This window comes from Pseudomonas matsuisoli, from assembly GCF_014647635.1.
GTDB classification, from domain to species: Bacteria; Pseudomonadota; Gammaproteobacteria; order Pseudomonadales; family Pseudomonadaceae; genus Pseudomonas_P; species Pseudomonas_P matsuisoli.
The window spans coordinates 113,110-128,967 of record NZ_BMPO01000006.1 but is presented as its reverse complement, the minus strand read 5'-3'; the positions used below and the strand labels follow the sequence as shown (position 1 = coordinate 128,967).

Genomic DNA, 15,858 nt, shown 5'->3' with positions numbered 1-15,858 from the left:
GTCGGTGCATTTTCGCGTTAAAACGTAACGACGCCAAAGGCGATTGCGGAGGCCAGCATTACCAGACTGACGCCCCATGCCCAGAAAAACGTGTAGCGAATGTGGGTGCGCAATTCTACGCCCGCCAGTGCGATCAGCAGGTAGACGCTCGGTACGACCGGGCTGATGGCGAACCCGGCGTTTTCTCCGATCAGCATGGCTCGTGCGACGGACTCCAGCGGTACACCCGCCGTTACGGCGATATCGCGAATGATTGGCAACAGGGCGAAGTAATAGGCATCAGGCGAGAACAGCATGCCGAGCGGCACACCGAACGCGCCAACGATCACGTGCAGGTACTGCGCGGAGCCCGCTGGCAGCACGTCGATCATCGCCAGCGCCATGCCTTCCGACATCTTCGCGCCGGACAACACGCCCAGCAGAATGCCCGCCGCGAACATGACCAACGTCATTTGCATCGCATCGCCGGCATGCGCTTTCAGGCGCTCACCTTGCTGGTCCAACGACGGAAAGTTGAGCGGCAGCGCGATAGCCACACCGACCATGAAGCTGACATGCAGGGGGAGGGCACCGGTGAACAGACACGCGAGAATTCCAATAGTCAGCGCTACGTTGGCCCAGTACCGCCAATGGGTCACGGGAAGTGCGAACGGTTTTGCCTCCATTTCACCGGGCAACGCTTGCGTAGCAGCCGCGCCCAGTGAACCCGGCATACGGCGTTGGGCTCGCAAGCCCAGAAAAGTGGCGATACCTAGCATGCAGAGCAGGCCCACGAACTGGACCGGGATGAGGTGTGTCCAGAGCACGGTGGGATCGAGCCCTGTCGTTGCGGCTGCGCGCGCGGTCGTACCACCCCAAGGCACCATATTCATGACTCCCGCGCTGGTCCCGACCAGGCAAGTCAGCATCAATGGGCTCATGTTAAGGCGCTGATAAAGCGACAGGAACGCTGGAATGACGAGGAGAAACGTCGCAGCGCCGATGCCATCCAAGTGCACCACGAACGTCACTGCGACGGTAACGAGTGCGACGGCGAGGGGACGCCCGCGGGTCGAACGGATCAGGAAGTTCACCAGCGGATCGAACAGTCCACGATCGCGCATCAGTCCGAAATAAAGGATGGCGAAGATGAACAGAACGGCGGTGGGTGCGACGGCGCCCAGCCCGGTTTTCACGAAATCGCTGATTTGCTTCAGATCGAACCCAGCGATCAAACACGCCAGGATCGGAAAGGTGATGAACGCCACCAGCGGGCTGATCCTCCGGACGAGAATCAGGGCGATGATGCTGAACATCATGATGAAACCGAGTGCGGTAATCATGGTGAGGCCTCGATATTGTTTTTATTGGGCTTGATGATGGAAGTCGGAAGATCAGGGTTTGGGTAGTTCGATCGCGAGCAACAGGTAACTAAGGCTCTTGCCGTGGCGGTCCAGACCAGCACTGCGATTCACGCCACCTTCCAGCGTGTCCTCCAGCACGAAATTGAGCGCCTTCAGGCCAGGCACCTCGTAGCGCTGAATCGTTGAGGGATTTCTGTGCGCAAATTGGGCGCGGACGCGTTCTGTCGTCAGTTCCCGGCACAACCATGCGTAATGGTCATCGTCGAAGGGGAAAACGGCGATGCTCAAGGTGTTGCCTTTGTCGCCGGCCCGCGCGTGGGCGTAGTCGGCCAGCAGAATAGGTGTACTCATCAGAACCACTCCACAGTGGTGGGAACCGCTTCGCGCGGTAGCCGGAAATCCTGCGTGCCCAGTGCCTCGCTTATATGTCGCCGCACGCCGCCGCCCCCGGCAGGGCCATTGGTGTAAAGCGATTCGAGATCCTGCAGCAGGATGTTGATGAGGTCGCGATCGGCATGCAGTAGCCCTACCCGCACGCGAACGTCGTCGAGCGCGATCGCACTCGACAGTTGGCGGTCGAGGTATTGCCCTTGGTGATCGTTGAACACGCTAGCGACACCGGACAGATCGATCCAGGGAGAGACATCTGGCGCCAACTGGGCGAAGCGTTCGCGAAGAATGTCCCGTGCCAACTGCGCACGCGCAAGTGCACCGGGGCCTGCGTAGGAAATCTCGCCTTCGCCGAACCACAAACCCCGCAGGCCGACCAGTCCTTTTAGGGTGTCGGGTCGCGGATGACCGCGCACGCCGCTGATCGCGACCCGGTCCGGGCCAACGGCCTGCGCTGTGACCGCGCTTAGGTCCATGATCACGTCTGGCGTCAGGTACGCCGCGGGATCATGAACCTCATACAGTAGTTGCTCGCGCACCGTGCGAACGGTCACGCAGCCGCCAGATTCTTCTGTCTTGCCGATGACTACGCTGCCATCGGCAGAGATTTCAGCGATAGGACACCCGGGGTTCGCAGGGTTCGGAACGTCTTTGCGACCAGGGTGGGCGAAATAGCCGCCGGTGACCTGCGTGCAGCATTCCAGAAGGTGCCCGGTTGCGGTAGCAATCGCCATCTTGTCCCAGTCGTCCGCCGCCCAGCCGAGGCCATGGCGAATGGCGCCGACCGCCAGCGATGGATCGGAGACGCGACCACACAGGACGATATCAGCGCCTTCGTTCAGCGCGTCGACGATCCCATCGGCGCCCACGTATACGTTGATCGATACGGTTTCACGACCGTCACTTGGTTGCGGTGCCCACTGCGTTTGCCCTTGTTCGAGCAGATCATCACCCAGAACGCAGGCGATCTTCGCCGTGCTATGCCGGCCGCTGGCGAGCTGCTTGCGCAAACGGCGCGCCGCTGCACGAGGGTTCGCCGCGCCGCCGTTGGTGATGATAGGAATGCCGGCGTCGAGGCAGAGGTCGAGCACGGGGTCGAGGAAATCGAATAGGCGGAGAGCATAGCCGGTGTCAGCATCGGCAAGGCGCCGCATCTGGGTTTCGGCGAGCGTGCGTTCGGCAAGGAGCTCGAACATCAGGTAGCGGGGACCCTGTCGTGTGGCAAGATCCAAAGCTAACGAACGTGCGGCGTCGGGCCTGTCATTGGCAAAGCCCGCGCCACAGCCGACGTAGATTGTTTTTGTCATGGCTGAGGCTTTTCGGTAATGAGAAGCCAGCTTGCGCGACGCACAGTCATTTGAGAATTTTAAATGTAGGATGAACTCATCTAATTTTTCTATGAGCAACGCATGGACATCAATTTCCGACAGCTGCGTGCGTTTGTATTAGCCGCTGAAACACGAAGCTTCACCCGCACGGCCGAGCAGTTGCATTTGTCCCAGCCCTCGTTGAGCTATGTGATCCGCAAGTTGGAGGATGCCGTCGGTGTCTCGCTACTGACGCGCAATACCCGCAGTGTCGAACTCACCGAAGCAGGCGCGCAGTTCCTGCCTCAGGCTCGGCACCTGTTGCGCGGGCTGGAGGACGCGTTGCGTGAGGCTGATACGCAGCGCAATCTCAGCCGGGGACGCGTCCGCATTGCGGCGTTGCCGTCGGCGGCAGCCGCGTTCATTCCGCTGAAGATCGCCGGTTTTAGCCAGCAGTACCCCGGCATCCAGATCGACCTGCGTGACGGCCGCGCGGGGGAAATTCGGGGCTGGATCATGAGCGGTGAGGTCGACGTAGGTTTGAGTTCCTTTCCGGACGACATGGCTGGCTTGAGCTTTACGCCGCTTTTCGACGATGGACTCGTGCTGGTCCGCCCACACCCCGAAAGCTGCGCTTCCGCACACCTCAACGACCAGCCCTATATCGCGTTGGGTACTGATACCTCGATCCGTCCATTAGCGGATGCTGCCCTCGAACGATTGGGCTATTGCCGGCCACCGTGCTGGGAGGTGTCCTACATGAGTACCGCTGCATCGCTGGTGCGTGCTGGGCTTGGCTTTACCCTGCTGCCGGCGAGTTGCGCAGAAACATTCAATGTGAACGACGGGCTCGTGATCGAACCGCTTTCAGTACAAGCGCCACGCCCGATTGGCCTGCTGCGACGCAAACCGGAGCGAAGCTCGCCGGCTATCGAACGGTTTCTCGAATGGCTGCGCGATCCCACCTGAAACCGGCGCATCGTTCGTGTGGCGCGGGTTCAGCTTTTCAGGTGTTCCAGGGGTAGCTCGGTACTGGCGAGAATCTGATTCAGGACAAAGCTCGAGCGGACACTCGTAACGCCTTCGATCCGCGTGACCTGGCCCAGCAGGAATTTCTGGTAGTGGTCCATGTCGGGCACCACGACTTTCAACTGGTAATCAGCGTCCATTCCCGTCACCAGGCAACACTCGAGGACTTCCGGGCAATTGAGGATGATGCTCTGGAAATGCTCGAAACGCTCCGGCGTGTGCCGGTCCATGCCGATCAGCACATAGGCGGTCAGGCTCAGGCCGAGTTTCTTACGGTCAAGCAACGCGACTTGGCGCGTGATGAATCCTTCGTCTTCCAATTGCTTGACCCGGCGGGAGCAGGGAGAAGGGGAGAGACCGATTCGCTCTGCGAGTTCCTGATTGGAAATACGCGAGTCTTTCTGAAGTTCGGCAAGGATACGAAGATCGTAGCGATCCAGCTTTTCCATGGGTTTATCTCGAATTGCTATTTGAGAGTTAAATGAGACGAAACGTTGCGCAAATATGCCCAAGGTGCGCAATGTTAGCAATGATCTGCTCCCTGCTTGAGCGTAACCTGTACGCATTCGATGGCCCGGACGACCTGTCCAACCCGACTCGCCGAACCAGGCGATCGGTGCCTACCAGTCCAACCGGGCTGTGTGTGGCCCGGGCTCGCACTGCCTAACCCGGCGGGCGGAACAGAGGCGACGACACAATCGATGCGAATGGGACAGCAGGCAAAAGGGCGAAGGTCAGGCGCTGACCTTCGCCCTTTTGCTGTCTGTCGTTCAACCGTGCTGAGCAGAACGAGAAGATGGGCGAACCGTATCGGGATCGGCGTGGACCAGCACCTCGGCGCGAGGAAATGCCGCGGTGATGGCGTGCTCGACAGCGACGCAACAGTCATGGGCCTGGGTCAGCGATAGCGCGCCGGGCAGCTCGATGTGCAGTTGCACGAACCAGTGCGATCCCGACATCCGCGTCCGCAGGTCGTGCGCATCCAGAACGCCGTCCACAGCGCAGGCCAAGCGGTACATCCGCTCACTCACATCGGTAGGCAATTCCTTATCCATCAACACCGATCCGGCCTCGCGCGCGATGCTGAAGGCGCTGTAGAAGATGTAGAGCGCGATGCAGAGTCCGATAAGCGCATCGCTGCGCGGCCAGCCCATGGCCGTGAGCACGAGTGCGATAAGGATGCCGGTGTTTAGCAGAAGGTCCGAGCGATAGTGCAGGGAATCCGCACGGATGGCGGTAGAGCCCGTGACCCGCACCACGTGCCGCTGATAGAGAAGCAGCGCTGTCGTCAGCGCGAGCGACAGCACCATGACGAGGATGCCGATGCCTGTCGTGCCGAGGGGTTGTGGATCAGCTAGGCGCTCGATGGCCTGCAGCCCGACGAGGATCGCACTCGCCGCAATGAAAAGCGCTTGCCCTAATCCGGCCAGGGCTTCCGCCTTGCCATGCCCATAGCGGTGGTCGTCATCGGCGGGGCGCAGGGCGTAGTGAACAGCCAGCAGGTTCAGCAGCGATGCAGCGCTATCGAGCAAGGAATCGGTGAGGCCTGCCAATAGGCTGACGGCGCCGCTCATCCACCAAGCAATGGCCTTGGCGGCGGCCAGTAAAAGCGCTGTCGCCAGCGCAGCACAGGTCGCGCAGCGTAGTAGCCTGGCATGGTCGAGCTCGCTGGCGTTCACGCGTGGACACTCACGTGGTGGGGCGCAACCCGTAGGCGGCCAACTGCTGAATGTTCCCGCTGTGCTGGATCAAACGCGGATCGGTGAGGGGCAGGCTGTGGCCGGTCTCTTGCTCGATCAATGCCTTGAGCTTGGCGCGGTCGACTTCGCCGTTCTCGCCGATGGTTTCCTGTAGCGACTCTGGCGCGACCGAGTAGGTTTGACCATCCGGCAGGTAGATCGCGCCCGTGGCGAAGTCCACACCCAGAGCAACGAGGCCGGGAATGACATAGAACAAGATGCCGATGGCATCGAGTGCCACGATGACCGGATCGACCTTGCCTTCGATCTGGCCGCGGCGGTCCGGATAGAAAATCGTGCCGCATGCACTGAGTTGGGTAACCAGCACAGCGGCCAAAGCACCGCCGATAACGCGAGTACGCATGCCCATTCAGGCTTCTCCTGTGTGAAGTGGGCGCCACTATAGCAAGCGCCAATTAGCAAATCTGCGCTGTTGAGACCGTCAGAAGACGTGCTCTGTTCGCCGTTATACTCGCGGGCTGTTTAACGGGAGATGCCATGAACGCCCTGCCCATCGATGCTGTATTGCCTGCATTGCGGGCCGCCCTGTCGAGTGCCGACGAGGCCGTGCTCGAAGCGCCTCCAGGCGCGGGTAAGACAACCCGTGTCCCGCTGGCGCTGCTCGGTGAGTCTTGGCTGGCTGGACAGCGCATTCTCATGCTCGAACCGCGCCGGCTTGCGGCGCGGGCGGCGGCCGAGCGCTTGGCAAGCGAATTGGGCGAAACCGTCGGTGAAACCGTGGGGTATCGAATCCGGTTGGAAAGCCGCGTGGGCCCGCGCACCCGAATCGAAGTGGTCACCGAGGGCATCTTAGCGCGTCGTCTGCAGGACGATCCTGCTTTGGAAGGCGTGGGCCTCGTCATCTTCGACGAATTCCACGAGCGCAGTCTGGATGCTGATCTCGCGTTGGCCCTGACCCTAAGTGGTCGCGAGCTTCTGCGCGAGGGCGAGCCCTTAAAGGTGTTGGTGATGTCGGCGACGCTGGAGGGGGAGCGCCTGTCGCAACTGTTGGGTGGCGCCCCGGTGGTTCGTAGTGAAGGCCGGCTGCATCCCGTAGAGGTGCGTTGGGGGCGGCGTTGGCAGACTGGCGAGTGGATCGATGCGCGCGCGGTGGAAACCATCCATCAGGCGCTGGATGAGCAGGCCGGCAGCGTGTTGGTGTTTCTGCCGGGGCAGGCCGAGATACGCCGGGTCCATCAGCGTCTCGAGAACGCGGTTGGCGACAGACCGGATGTATTGCTTTGTCCCTTGCATGGCGAGCTCGATCTGCACACACAGCGTCTGGCCATCGAAGTCGCACCGCCGGGTCGACGCAAGGTCGTACTGGCGACCAATATCGCTGAGACCAGCCTCACGATCGAAGGCGTCCGCGTCGTCGTCGATACCGGGCTGGCACGTGTGCCGCGGTTCGATCCCGGTAGCGGGATGACACGGCTCGATACCGGGCGCATTTCCCAGGCATCCGCTACCCAACGGGCCGGTCGCGCAGGGCGGCTCGAGCCAGGCGTGTGCTATCGCCTGTGGTCGCAGGATCAGCACGAGCAACTGCCCGCCTACGGCACAGCGGAAATTCTCCAGGCGGATCTTGCGGGACTGGCGTTACAGCTGGCCCGTTGGGGCATGGCGGCAAGCGATCTCGTCTGGCTCGACGAACCGCCGGGTGCGGCATTGGCTCAGGCGCGCGACCTTCTGAGCCGTCTGGGCGCATTGGACGATGCGGCGCGGTTGAGCGCGCACGGTCAGACCATGGCCGCGTTGCCGGCTCATCCGCGTATCGCACACATGCTGGCGAGGGCCGAAGGGTTGGGTCTGGCGCCATTGGCCTGCGACATCGCCGCGCTGCTGGGGGAACGAGACCTCTTGCGCGGGGAAGGTGCAGATCTGGCGTTGCGTATCGGGCTATTGGCAGGCGAGCGAGTGGGGGCAGCGAGCCGCGGCGGCGTACAACGCACGCGCCAACTGGCACGGCAATACCGTGCGGGCTTGCGTGGCTCGGCGACCGATCCGGTAGCCGACCCCGACAATGCCCGTTGGCAGGGGGCGTTGCTTGCATTGGCCTATCCCGATCGCATCGCCCGGCAACGCCGACCGGGTGGGGCGGAATATCGGTTGTCCAACGGGCGCGCGGCGATGTTCACTGACGCCGATGCGCTGATGAAGCACGAATGGCTCGTGGTCGCAGATCTTGGCAGTCGTCAGGGGCAACGCGAGGAGCGTATCCATTTAGCCGCGGCACTCGACCCGACCTTGTTCGATACCGTCCTGGCCGAGCAGGTTACGGTCGTCGACGAGCTGGACTGGGATGATCGGGAAGGTGCGCTACTCGCCGAGCGCCAGCGGCGCGTCGGCGAACTGGTGCTATCGCGTGAGCCGCATCCGGGGTTGGATGAGCAGACAAGGGTGGATGCCTTGCTGCGTTACGTCCGGCGCAAAGGGTTGGAACTGCTGCCGTGGACCGCCGAGGTCCGTCAATGGCAGGCGCGGGTCGCACTGTTGCGGTCGCTGGACATGGCGGATGCAGCCGTCAGTGAGTGGCCGGATGTATCCGACGCCCATCTATTGCAAACGCTCGACACCTGGCTTGCCCCGTACTTGGCCAAGGTGCGCCGTTTGGCCCATTTCGGCCACCTGGACCTTGCCGCGATCTTGCAGGGCATGCTGCCGTGGCCATTGCCTGCGCGATTGGACGAATGGGCGCCGCCGTCGATCAAGGTGCCGTCCGGGTCGGCGGTGCGGATCGATTACAACGAGCAGCCCCCGGTTCTGGCGGTGCGTCTACAGGAGCTGTTTGGCTTGGAAAGCACGCCGCGTATCGCGGGCGGGCGGGTGCCGTTGAAACTTCATCTGCTATCGCCAGCGCGCCGTCCGGTACAAGTGACACAGGACCTTGCGAGCTTCTGGGCCAATACGTATGCGGACGTGAAGAAAGACCTCAAAGGGCGTTATCCGAAGCACTATTGGCCCGACGACCCGCGGGTGGCAGAGCCAACGGCGCGGGCCAAGCCTCGCGGGACATGACGTTCAGGCGTGTCCTTCTGCCTGGCGCAGCATGTACAGCCGGTAGAGCACCACGCTGCTGAACATCTGCACGAAACCAATCAGGCTGCCACTGAGGATTTCCGCTGCGGCGTCCATTCGCGGTTCGTCCGGCGCATCGGTGAGCCAGAACTCGAGTGTCCAAACGGGCACCAGGACGACGATCAGGCACAGCAGAATCGTCCAGAAATGCCCACGCGTCAGTTCGTAGCTGTCCCGCATCGCCTGCAGCGGCGTACGGCCCTCTAGGATCAGCAGGTACTCGGCAAACGCCAGGCGCGTCATTACCCAAAGGGCGGGAAGGACGAACAGCGACATGCCCAGCATGATCAGCAGCGTACTGATACCGGCGAGCACGCTCATTCGCGGCCAGAGCAGCGCGCTCGACAACCACAGCGCGCCGACGCGCGGCATTTCCCCGCGAGTCCGTGCGTCCATGAACAGGATCAGGGACGTACTGTAGATCGGGTAGATGACGAGTGCGATCAGCATCGGATACAGCGGCGGTACTTGATGGTCCAGCGCTTCGCCGAGCACGCGTTGCAGTGAAGATTCCAGAGCGATGAACGGCAAGCAGATCAATGCCAGGGGCAACAGGTTACGAATACTGAAATAGCAGGCATCGCGAAGTACGTTGAATGGATTCATCATGACGGGGTAGTGAACACGAAGGGGCGCCACTTTACGGGCGTCCCGCGCCGTGAGCAAACATCGAAAGGCCCCTGGAGGAGTCCTAAACGCGTGCCTCGCCCAGCAACATATCGGTATCGACGACCCTGGCGAACTCCTGCGCCAGGTTAGCGAGGGCCATGTCGTGCACCTCCTCCGCCGTGCGCAATCGGCCGGCATGATCGGCCTTGGCATAAGTGAAGCAGGCGTCTTCGACGACGAGGGTGTCGAAGCCTAAATTGCTCGCCGTCCGTGCAGTGGATTCCACCGAATTTTCCGTGGCGACGCCGACGATGACGAGTCGCTGGATTCCTCGCACACGTAGCCAGCGTTCGAGCCCCGTGTGCAGGAAAGCATCCGTTACATTCTTTTCAAACACGGCCTCATCGCGTCGCGGTGCGACTGCAGGGTGAAAAACGCATCCGGGCTGGCCGGGCGCGAACACTGAATCATCGTCTCGCGAAATGTGCCGAACATGCGCGACCGGGGCATTCGCTTCGCGCCATGTGGCGAGCAGTGCGCCGATGCGGCTGAGCGCCGACGGGTTGTTCCGCTGGCGTTGCGCAAGGTCTTGGATGCCCTGTTGCATGTCGATGATGATCAAAGCCATCGGATTCATTGCGACTCCTCGTGAATTCAGCGGTCAGAAGGGGACGCGCCAGGATGAAAGCAGAAGGCGATGTTGGCGGAGAGGCATTGAAATTCAAGCCCGCCAGCGCCAGAACTGCACGCAACGACCCTACCTCTTTTTGACGTAAGCGAGGCACTGCCATGCAATCTCAAGAGCAACAGTTGATCGATGGTCTTTTTTCCCGTTTGAAAGAGGCCGAGCGTCAATCCGTGCCTCGTGATGCAGACGCGGAGCGGGCGATCACCGGGCATGTCGACCGCCAGCCCGCGGCACCGTATTACATGGCCCAGACCATCCTGATTCAAGAAGCCGCACTCAAGCAATTGGAACAGCGCGTGCGCGATCTGGAGACGCAGGCAGAGCGCAATCGACAACCCGCTACCGAACAAAGCAGCGGTGGCTTTCTGGCTGGCCTGTTTGGCAGCGGCCAGCGCGAAGAGGCGCGTCAGCCCCGCGCTGGCGGTGGCTGGAACGAGCCTGGGAGCCGATCGGGCATCGGCAATGTGTCTGGATTTCGGCAAAGTCCCCCACCCACGGGCAGCAATTTTGGCGGCGCACGGGCGGGTAGCGGATTTCTTGGTGGCGCATTGCAAACGGCCGCTGGGGTCGCCGGTGGTCTGGTGCTGGGAAACATGCTGATGGACATGTTCGGCCAGTCGCAACCCGAAGAGATCGTCAACGTCATCAATGATGCGCCGCCGGTGGATGACCTGCAGGGCCAGGACTTCGCGGGTACTGACATGGGCCAGGACTTCAACGATCAGGGCGGCGGTGGGTTTCAGGATGCCGGTGCTGACGAAGGCGATTTTGGTGACGCCGGTGGGATCTTCGGCGACGACGACAGCTTTATCTGACCGATTCGCCTGGTCTCGATGCCAGGCGCCAGACGGCGCGACATGCTGGCAGGGGACGGGAGCAGGTGTGCGGCTTATACTGCCGCGCACCTGATGCCCGGTTTAAACCCTCGTGAAACGTATCGCGCTGTTCGCAGACGTCCAGAACATTTACTACAGCATTCGGCAGGCGCACGGCCGGCACTTCGATTATTCCAAGCTGTGGGCGGAAGTCGCCGCACGCGGGCAGATAGTGGAAGCGGTGGCCTATGCGACCGACCGTGGCGACCCTAAACAGCGCCAATTCCAGCAAATTCTCCGTAACCTTGGCTTCGTCGTGAAGCTTAAACCCTACATTCAACGCAGCGATGGCTCAGCGAAGGGCGACTGGGATGTCGGTATTACGCTCGATATCTTCGAGGCGGCGAGCGGCGTGGACGAGGTCGTGCTCGTGTCGGGCGACGGTGACTTCGACATGCTGCTCGAGCGCGTTCGCGAACGTTACGGCACCGAATCGCTCGTCTATGGCGCGCCCGGCCTCACGGCACAATCACTTGTTCGCGCGGCCACCACTTACATCCCTATCGAAGAACCGTTGCTCATTTAGCGATCATCGAACGTGCATGCGCTCCCACAACGTTGAAGGCGGCTCACCCCTTGGCCAAGCGCGCCTTGCGTGTGTCCGGCAGCAACACGGTAAAGATGCCCAGTAAGGGAAGGAACGAGCACAGCCAATACACGTGCTCGATGCCGTTGATGTCCGCCAGGTGTCCCAGGTAGGCAGCAGCGATACCGCCGAAACCGAACATCAAACCGAAGAAAATGCCGGCGATCATGCCGACGTTCCCCGGCACCAGCTCCTGGGCGTAGACGACGATGGCCGAGAACGCCGACGACAGAATCAAGCCAATGATCACGCTCAGTACGGCCGTCCAGAACAGGTCGACGTAGGGCAGGGCCAGGGTGAACGGCGCGGCGCCGAGGATGGAAAACCAGATCACCGCCTTACGCCCGATGCGATCGCCGATCGGTCCACCCATGAACGTCCCCACTGCCACCGCACCAAGAAACAGGAACAGGTACAGCTGAGAGCTGGCGACCGACAGGTCGAAGCGCTCCATGAGGTAGAAGGTGTAGTAGCTCGTCAGGCTGGCCATGTAGAAGTATTTCGAGAAGACCAACAGGGCGAGTACCAGTAACGCGCCTTGAACCTGGCGGCGGGTCAGGCCAGTTTCGTGATCGTGCTTGCCGCTCCGCCGGAAGCGTTCGAGGTTGGCTTCGTACCATTGGCTGACCCGGTAGAGGATGAGGATCGCAACGACGGTGAACAGCGCGAACCACGCCACATGGCTCTGGCCGAACGGTACGACGATCGCCGCTGCCAGCAGCGGGCCAAGCGCAGACCCGGTATTGCCGCCAACCTGAAAGGTCGACTGCGCCAGCCCAAAACGGCCTCCGGACGCCATGCGCGCGACGCGGGAGGCTTCCGGGTGAAACGCCGATGAACCCATTCCGATCAATCCTGCCGCCACCAGCAACGCGCCGAAACTGCCAACTGCGGCCAGCATGAGAATGCCGATGAGGGTGCAGGTCATGCCGATCGGCAACAGGTAAGGCTTCGGGTGGCGGTCGGTGTAAAAGCCGATTCCAGGTTGCAGCAGCGACGCGGTGAGCTGGAAGGTCAAGGTAATCAGGCCGATCTGCGTGAACGTCAGGTCGTAGTTGACCTTGAGTAGCGGATACACCGCCGGCAGTACCGCCTGGACGAGGTCATTGATGAGATGGACTAGCGCAACAGCGCCAACCATCTTGAACACCATTGGATTGGCAGAGGTGGTAGACGCAGCGGAAGTGGGCACAGACATGGGAAGGTATCGTCCGGTGACTGAATAAGGTTTCTTTTTGTGTCGTCGATTTGAGCATAACGAAGCGGTGTCGCCCACTCGTTCGCACTGCATCGCTGTGTTGCAGCGTTCTGTCGACGGACTAAAATCGTGCGCTTCGTCGCCGAGGCCGTCTTATGCTTGCCGTCTTTCTGTCCGCTCTGCTGTCCGGTTTTGTCTTTTGTCTTTCTCCGGGCGCAGTGCTGGCCGAGACGCTGCGCCGCGGCCTCTTGCACGGGTTTCGTCCAGCGCTGCTGGTGCAAATCGGCTCGCTGCTGGGAGATGCATTGTGGGCCGTCATTGGGTTGACCGGGCTGGCGTTGCTGTTGACGCTGGACGCGGTGCGCGTGCCTTTGACGTTCGTTTGCGCGGCGTACCTGGCCTGGCTGGCCTTCCGCAGTTTCCAAGACGCCTGGTCGCCATCAGCGGACGAAAGCGCTGCGGCCCCGCAGGCGCGAAATGCATTGTTGGCCGGCGCTGCGCTTTCCATCACGAACCCCAAGAACATTGTCTTCTGGGGAGCGCTGGGCAGCGCGTTGGCGGGAATCGTGGGCGATTCACCAACATTCACCCAGACGACGATGTTCTTTGCTGGCTTCATGACGGCGGCGGTGTTGAGTTGCTTCATCAGCGCGGCGCTCGTCGACTGGCTGCGTCGGGCGAGTTCGCCTACCTGGCACCGTGTCAGCCATGGGCTTTGTGGTGCCTTGCTGCTTGTGCTGGCTGCGATTGCCCTGAAAGGGGTGTGGTAGGTCGCGGGCCGCCTAGACCGGCTGTCTCCTCCGTAGACCGCGAGGCGGTTTGATCCACGCGGGCCTATTCCCTGCGGTCAGGCGACTTTGGCAGCGCTCCCTTCATAGGCTACACCTACCGGTGTCGTCACCTTTTGGTTGTGCCTGGTGCGTGGAGGTAGTGGCGCATGCGTGCCTAACAGTGCGCGTATCGGCCGTAGGCTCGCAGTTCAGCAAGTCGCCGGGGTCAGGGTCATGCGACGCCCCAACAACAAGAACCTCAAGAAGGACACCTGCTCATGGTCGATAACACGCGCCGCGAGTTCATCGCGACCAGCCTCATCGCTACAGCGGGCATCGCTGCTGCCACCGCCTCCACGACGAGCGCTGCTCAAACCAATGCCGCCGATACCACTGTCGTCCCCATACCGCCCCCCGTCTTGCTCAATGTCGTGGGCTCCGACGCGAAGTTTCCGGTACGCCGTATCTACTGCGTGGGCCGCAATTACCTGGCCCACGTGCGCGAGCTCAACAACAATGAAGCCGAGCCACCGTTCTTCTTCCAAAAACAGCGGGACATGATCGTGCACAACGGCGGCAAGGTGCGTTATCCGGCACTGACGAAGGACTTCCAATTCGAGACGGAACTGGTCGTCGCGCTCAAGACGGGTGGGTCCAATGTGAGCAAAGAGAACGCGAATTCGCTCATCTACGGCTATGCGGTGGGTTTCGATATGACGCGGCGCGACCGTCAAAGCGACATGAAGAAGATGGAGAAGCCATGGGAGGTCGGCAAATCCTTCGAAGACAGCGCCCCCTGCGGTGATATCACGCCCGCGGAAAAAACCGGCTTCCTGACCAAGGGCCGCATCAAGCTGGAGGTGGAGGGTAAGACTCGCCAGGACAGCGACCTGGACCACATGATCTGGGACGTCGTTTCGATCATTGCGGAATTGTCCAAGCAGGTCGACCTGGCACCCGGAGACCTGATCTACACCGGCACACCCGAAGGCGTTGGCCCAGTGCAGAAAGGCGAGCGCATGGTGGCTACGATCGACGGCTTGCAGACGTTGACCGTGGACGTGGTCTGAGCGAACCGGCGATTGTCTTGGCCTTCGGGTTTTGCAAGGTGTCGCCGCTGGCGGCATCGATCTACGCCCGAAGGCCTTGCGATTACATGTAGCGTCCTGGTGCAAGCACGCTGTACCTGTTTGAAAGCCAGTTTCTGTACTTAATCTTGGCTGCCAAGCTTGTCTAGACTGGTGCCTACTGATAGCGCCTGCATCCCCCATGCGGGCGTCCTGCCTATCGCTTACCCCTGCCGAGCCGTTATGCCTCCCGCCAATCCGCTGCTGTTGATCGCCTCCTTTTTCGCCCTCTATTTCGTCTGGGGTTCGACCTATCTTGTGATCAAGTTCGGCATCGCCTCCTGGCCACCGCTTTTGATGGCAGGCATACGCTTTCTCGTCGCGGGGTCGTTGATCTATGCCTGGTGCCGCTTTCGCGGTGCAGCCAATCCGTCCCTGCGTGAGTGGGGGGCCGGGGCGATCGTGGGTATTCTTTTGCTGGCAGTGGGCAATGGCGGTGTCACGGTCGCCGAGCACATGGGCGTGGACTCGGGCATCGCCGCGCTCTGCGTCGCGACCGTCCCGTTGTTCGCACTGCTGTTCGGCATGATCTGGGGGCAGCGCACACGAGGTTTGGAGTGGGCCGGCATCGCTTTGGGTCTGTTCGGTATCGGCCTGCTCAATCTCGGCTCCAACCTTCAGGCAAGCACCCTAGGCGCCGTTTTGATTCTGATCGCCGCGGCCAGCTGGGCATTCGGTTCGATGTGGAGCAAGCATTTGCCCCTTCCTCGGGGTGCAATGGCCAGCGGCGTGGAAATGCTCGCGGCGGGCGTGGTTCTGTTGATGGCCAGCTTAATTTCGGGGGAGCGCATGACGGCGGCGCCTACGGCGACCGGCTGGTTCGCCTTGGCCTATCTCATCGTGTTTGGTTCGATCATTGCGTTCAGCGCTTACGTTTATCTCCTCAAGCATGTGCGTCCTGCCGCGGCGACAAGCTACGCCTACGTCAATCCCGTGGTTGCCGTCCTGCTTGGCGTGGGCTTCGCCGGCGAGCGCGTCGGTGGGGAAGAACTCTTGGCGATGGCAGTCATCGTTAGCGCGGTCATTCTTATCGGGTTGCCTCAACGGCGTACGCAGAAGCTCGCGGAGTCCTGCTGAAACAAACGCGTGGGGTTAAACTGCGCGCCTGTTTTCACGCCC

The 15,858-nt window shown here is 61.4% G+C and carries 16 protein-coding genes; 7 read left to right on the top strand and 9 right to left on the bottom strand.

Going from position 1 to position 15,858, the window contains the following annotated elements:
- Nucleotides 1-17: 17 nt before the first annotated feature.
- Genes IEY47_RS13880 through IEY47_RS13870 form a run of 3 tightly spaced genes read right to left on the bottom strand, consistent with a single transcriptional unit; the run spans nt 18 to nt 3,040 of the window.
- Complete coding sequence (locus IEY47_RS13880) at nt 18-1,322, bottom strand: CitMHS family transporter (protein WP_188983853.1); 1,305 nt, start codon at nt 1,320-1,322, stop codon at nt 18-20.
- A 51-nt stretch (nt 1,323-1,373) separates the two neighbouring features.
- On the bottom strand, nt 1,374-1,694 hold the full coding sequence (locus IEY47_RS13875) for an AtuA-related protein (RefSeq protein ID WP_188983852.1): 321 nt from the start codon (nt 1,692-1,694) through the stop codon (nt 1,374-1,376).
- The gene (locus IEY47_RS13870; RefSeq protein WP_188983851.1) at nt 1,694-3,040 is read right to left on the bottom strand and encodes an acyclic terpene utilization AtuA family protein; all 1,347 of its coding nucleotides are present in this window, start codon (nt 3,038-3,040) and stop codon (nt 1,694-1,696) included. The genes IEY47_RS13875 and IEY47_RS13870 overlap by 1 nt, the downstream gene beginning before the upstream one ends.
- Nucleotides 3,041-3,142: 102 nt before the next feature.
- Between IEY47_RS13870 and IEY47_RS13865 the strand changes: the two genes are divergently transcribed.
- The gene (locus tag IEY47_RS13865) at nt 3,143-4,009 is read left to right on the top strand and encodes a LysR family transcriptional regulator (protein WP_188983850.1); all 867 of its coding nucleotides are present in this window, start codon (nt 3,143-3,145) and stop codon (nt 4,007-4,009) included.
- 29 nt (nt 4,010-4,038) lie between these two features.
- Here IEY47_RS13865 and IEY47_RS13860 read toward each other — a convergent pair whose 3' ends face one another.
- The 3 genes from IEY47_RS13860 to pmcY all read right to left on the bottom strand — a co-directional run bounded on the left by IEY47_RS13860 (nt 4,039) and on the right by pmcY (nt 6,178).
- Entirely contained in the window at nt 4,039-4,518 is a 480-nt protein-coding gene (locus IEY47_RS13860; protein WP_188983849.1) for an Lrp/AsnC family transcriptional regulator, read from the bottom strand.
- A 321-nt stretch (nt 4,519-4,839) separates the two neighbouring features.
- A complete protein-coding gene (locus IEY47_RS13855; RefSeq protein WP_188983848.1) occupies nt 4,840-5,748 on the bottom strand; it encodes a cation diffusion facilitator family transporter in 909 nt (302 codons plus the stop codon).
- 10 nt (nt 5,749-5,758) lie between these two features.
- Entirely contained in the window at nt 5,759-6,178 is a 420-nt protein-coding gene (gene pmcY, locus IEY47_RS13850; protein WP_188983847.1) for a periplasmic Zn2+ metallochaperone PmcY, read from the bottom strand.
- Nucleotides 6,179-6,306: 128 nt separating this feature from the next.
- Between pmcY and hrpB the strand changes: the two genes are divergently transcribed.
- Entirely contained in the window at nt 6,307-8,826 is a 2,520-nt protein-coding gene (gene hrpB / locus IEY47_RS13845; RefSeq protein WP_188983846.1) for an ATP-dependent helicase HrpB, read from the top strand.
- A gap of 3 nt (nt 8,827-8,829) precedes the next feature.
- Here the strand turns inward: hrpB and IEY47_RS13840 are convergent, their stop codons facing one another.
- Both IEY47_RS13840 and IEY47_RS13835 read right to left on the bottom strand, forming a co-directional pair.
- Nucleotides 8,830-9,525, bottom strand: coding sequence for a YciC family protein (locus IEY47_RS13840; RefSeq protein ID WP_229779437.1), 696 nt, complete (start codon nt 9,523-9,525; stop codon nt 8,830-8,832).
- A 52-nt stretch (nt 9,526-9,577) separates the two neighbouring features.
- Nucleotides 9,578-10,132: a cysteine hydrolase family protein gene (locus IEY47_RS13835; RefSeq protein ID WP_188983845.1), complete on the bottom strand. Its 555-nt coding sequence runs from the start codon at nt 10,130-10,132 to the stop codon at nt 9,578-9,580.
- A gap of 152 nt (nt 10,133-10,284) precedes the next feature.
- Here IEY47_RS13835 and IEY47_RS13830 point away from each other — a divergent pair, with 152 nt between their 5' ends.
- Nucleotides 10,285-10,998, top strand: a complete 714-nt coding sequence (locus IEY47_RS13830; protein ID WP_188983844.1) for a DUF2076 domain-containing protein — start codon at nt 10,285-10,287, stop codon at nt 10,996-10,998.
- Between the two features lie 112 nt (nt 10,999-11,110).
- Nucleotides 11,111-11,584: a LabA-like NYN domain-containing protein gene (locus IEY47_RS13825; protein WP_188983843.1), complete on the top strand. Its 474-nt coding sequence runs from the start codon at nt 11,111-11,113 to the stop codon at nt 11,582-11,584.
- Between the two features lie 43 nt (nt 11,585-11,627).
- Here IEY47_RS13825 and IEY47_RS13820 read toward each other — a convergent pair whose 3' ends face one another.
- On the bottom strand, nt 11,628-12,842 hold the full coding sequence (locus IEY47_RS13820) for an MFS transporter (protein WP_188983842.1): 1,215 nt from the start codon (nt 12,840-12,842) through the stop codon (nt 11,628-11,630).
- 155 nt (nt 12,843-12,997) lie between these two features.
- On the opposite strand from IEY47_RS13820, the gene IEY47_RS13815 reads away from it, so the two are divergent.
- From IEY47_RS13815 to yedA, 3 genes are all read left to right on the top strand, one after another.
- Nucleotides 12,998-13,612 carry a LysE family translocator gene (locus IEY47_RS13815; RefSeq protein ID WP_188983841.1) on the top strand — a complete coding sequence of 205 codons (615 nt, stop codon included), beginning with the start codon at nt 12,998-13,000 and terminating at the stop codon, nt 13,610-13,612.
- A 278-nt stretch (nt 13,613-13,890) separates the two neighbouring features.
- Complete coding sequence (locus tag IEY47_RS13810; RefSeq protein ID WP_188983840.1) at nt 13,891-14,682, top strand: fumarylacetoacetate hydrolase family protein; 792 nt, start codon at nt 13,891-13,893, stop codon at nt 14,680-14,682.
- A 240-nt stretch (nt 14,683-14,922) separates the two neighbouring features.
- Nucleotides 14,923-15,816, top strand: coding sequence for a drug/metabolite exporter YedA (gene yedA / locus IEY47_RS13805; protein ID WP_188983839.1), 894 nt, complete (start codon nt 14,923-14,925; stop codon nt 15,814-15,816).
- Nucleotides 15,817-15,858: the final 42 nt, after the last annotated feature.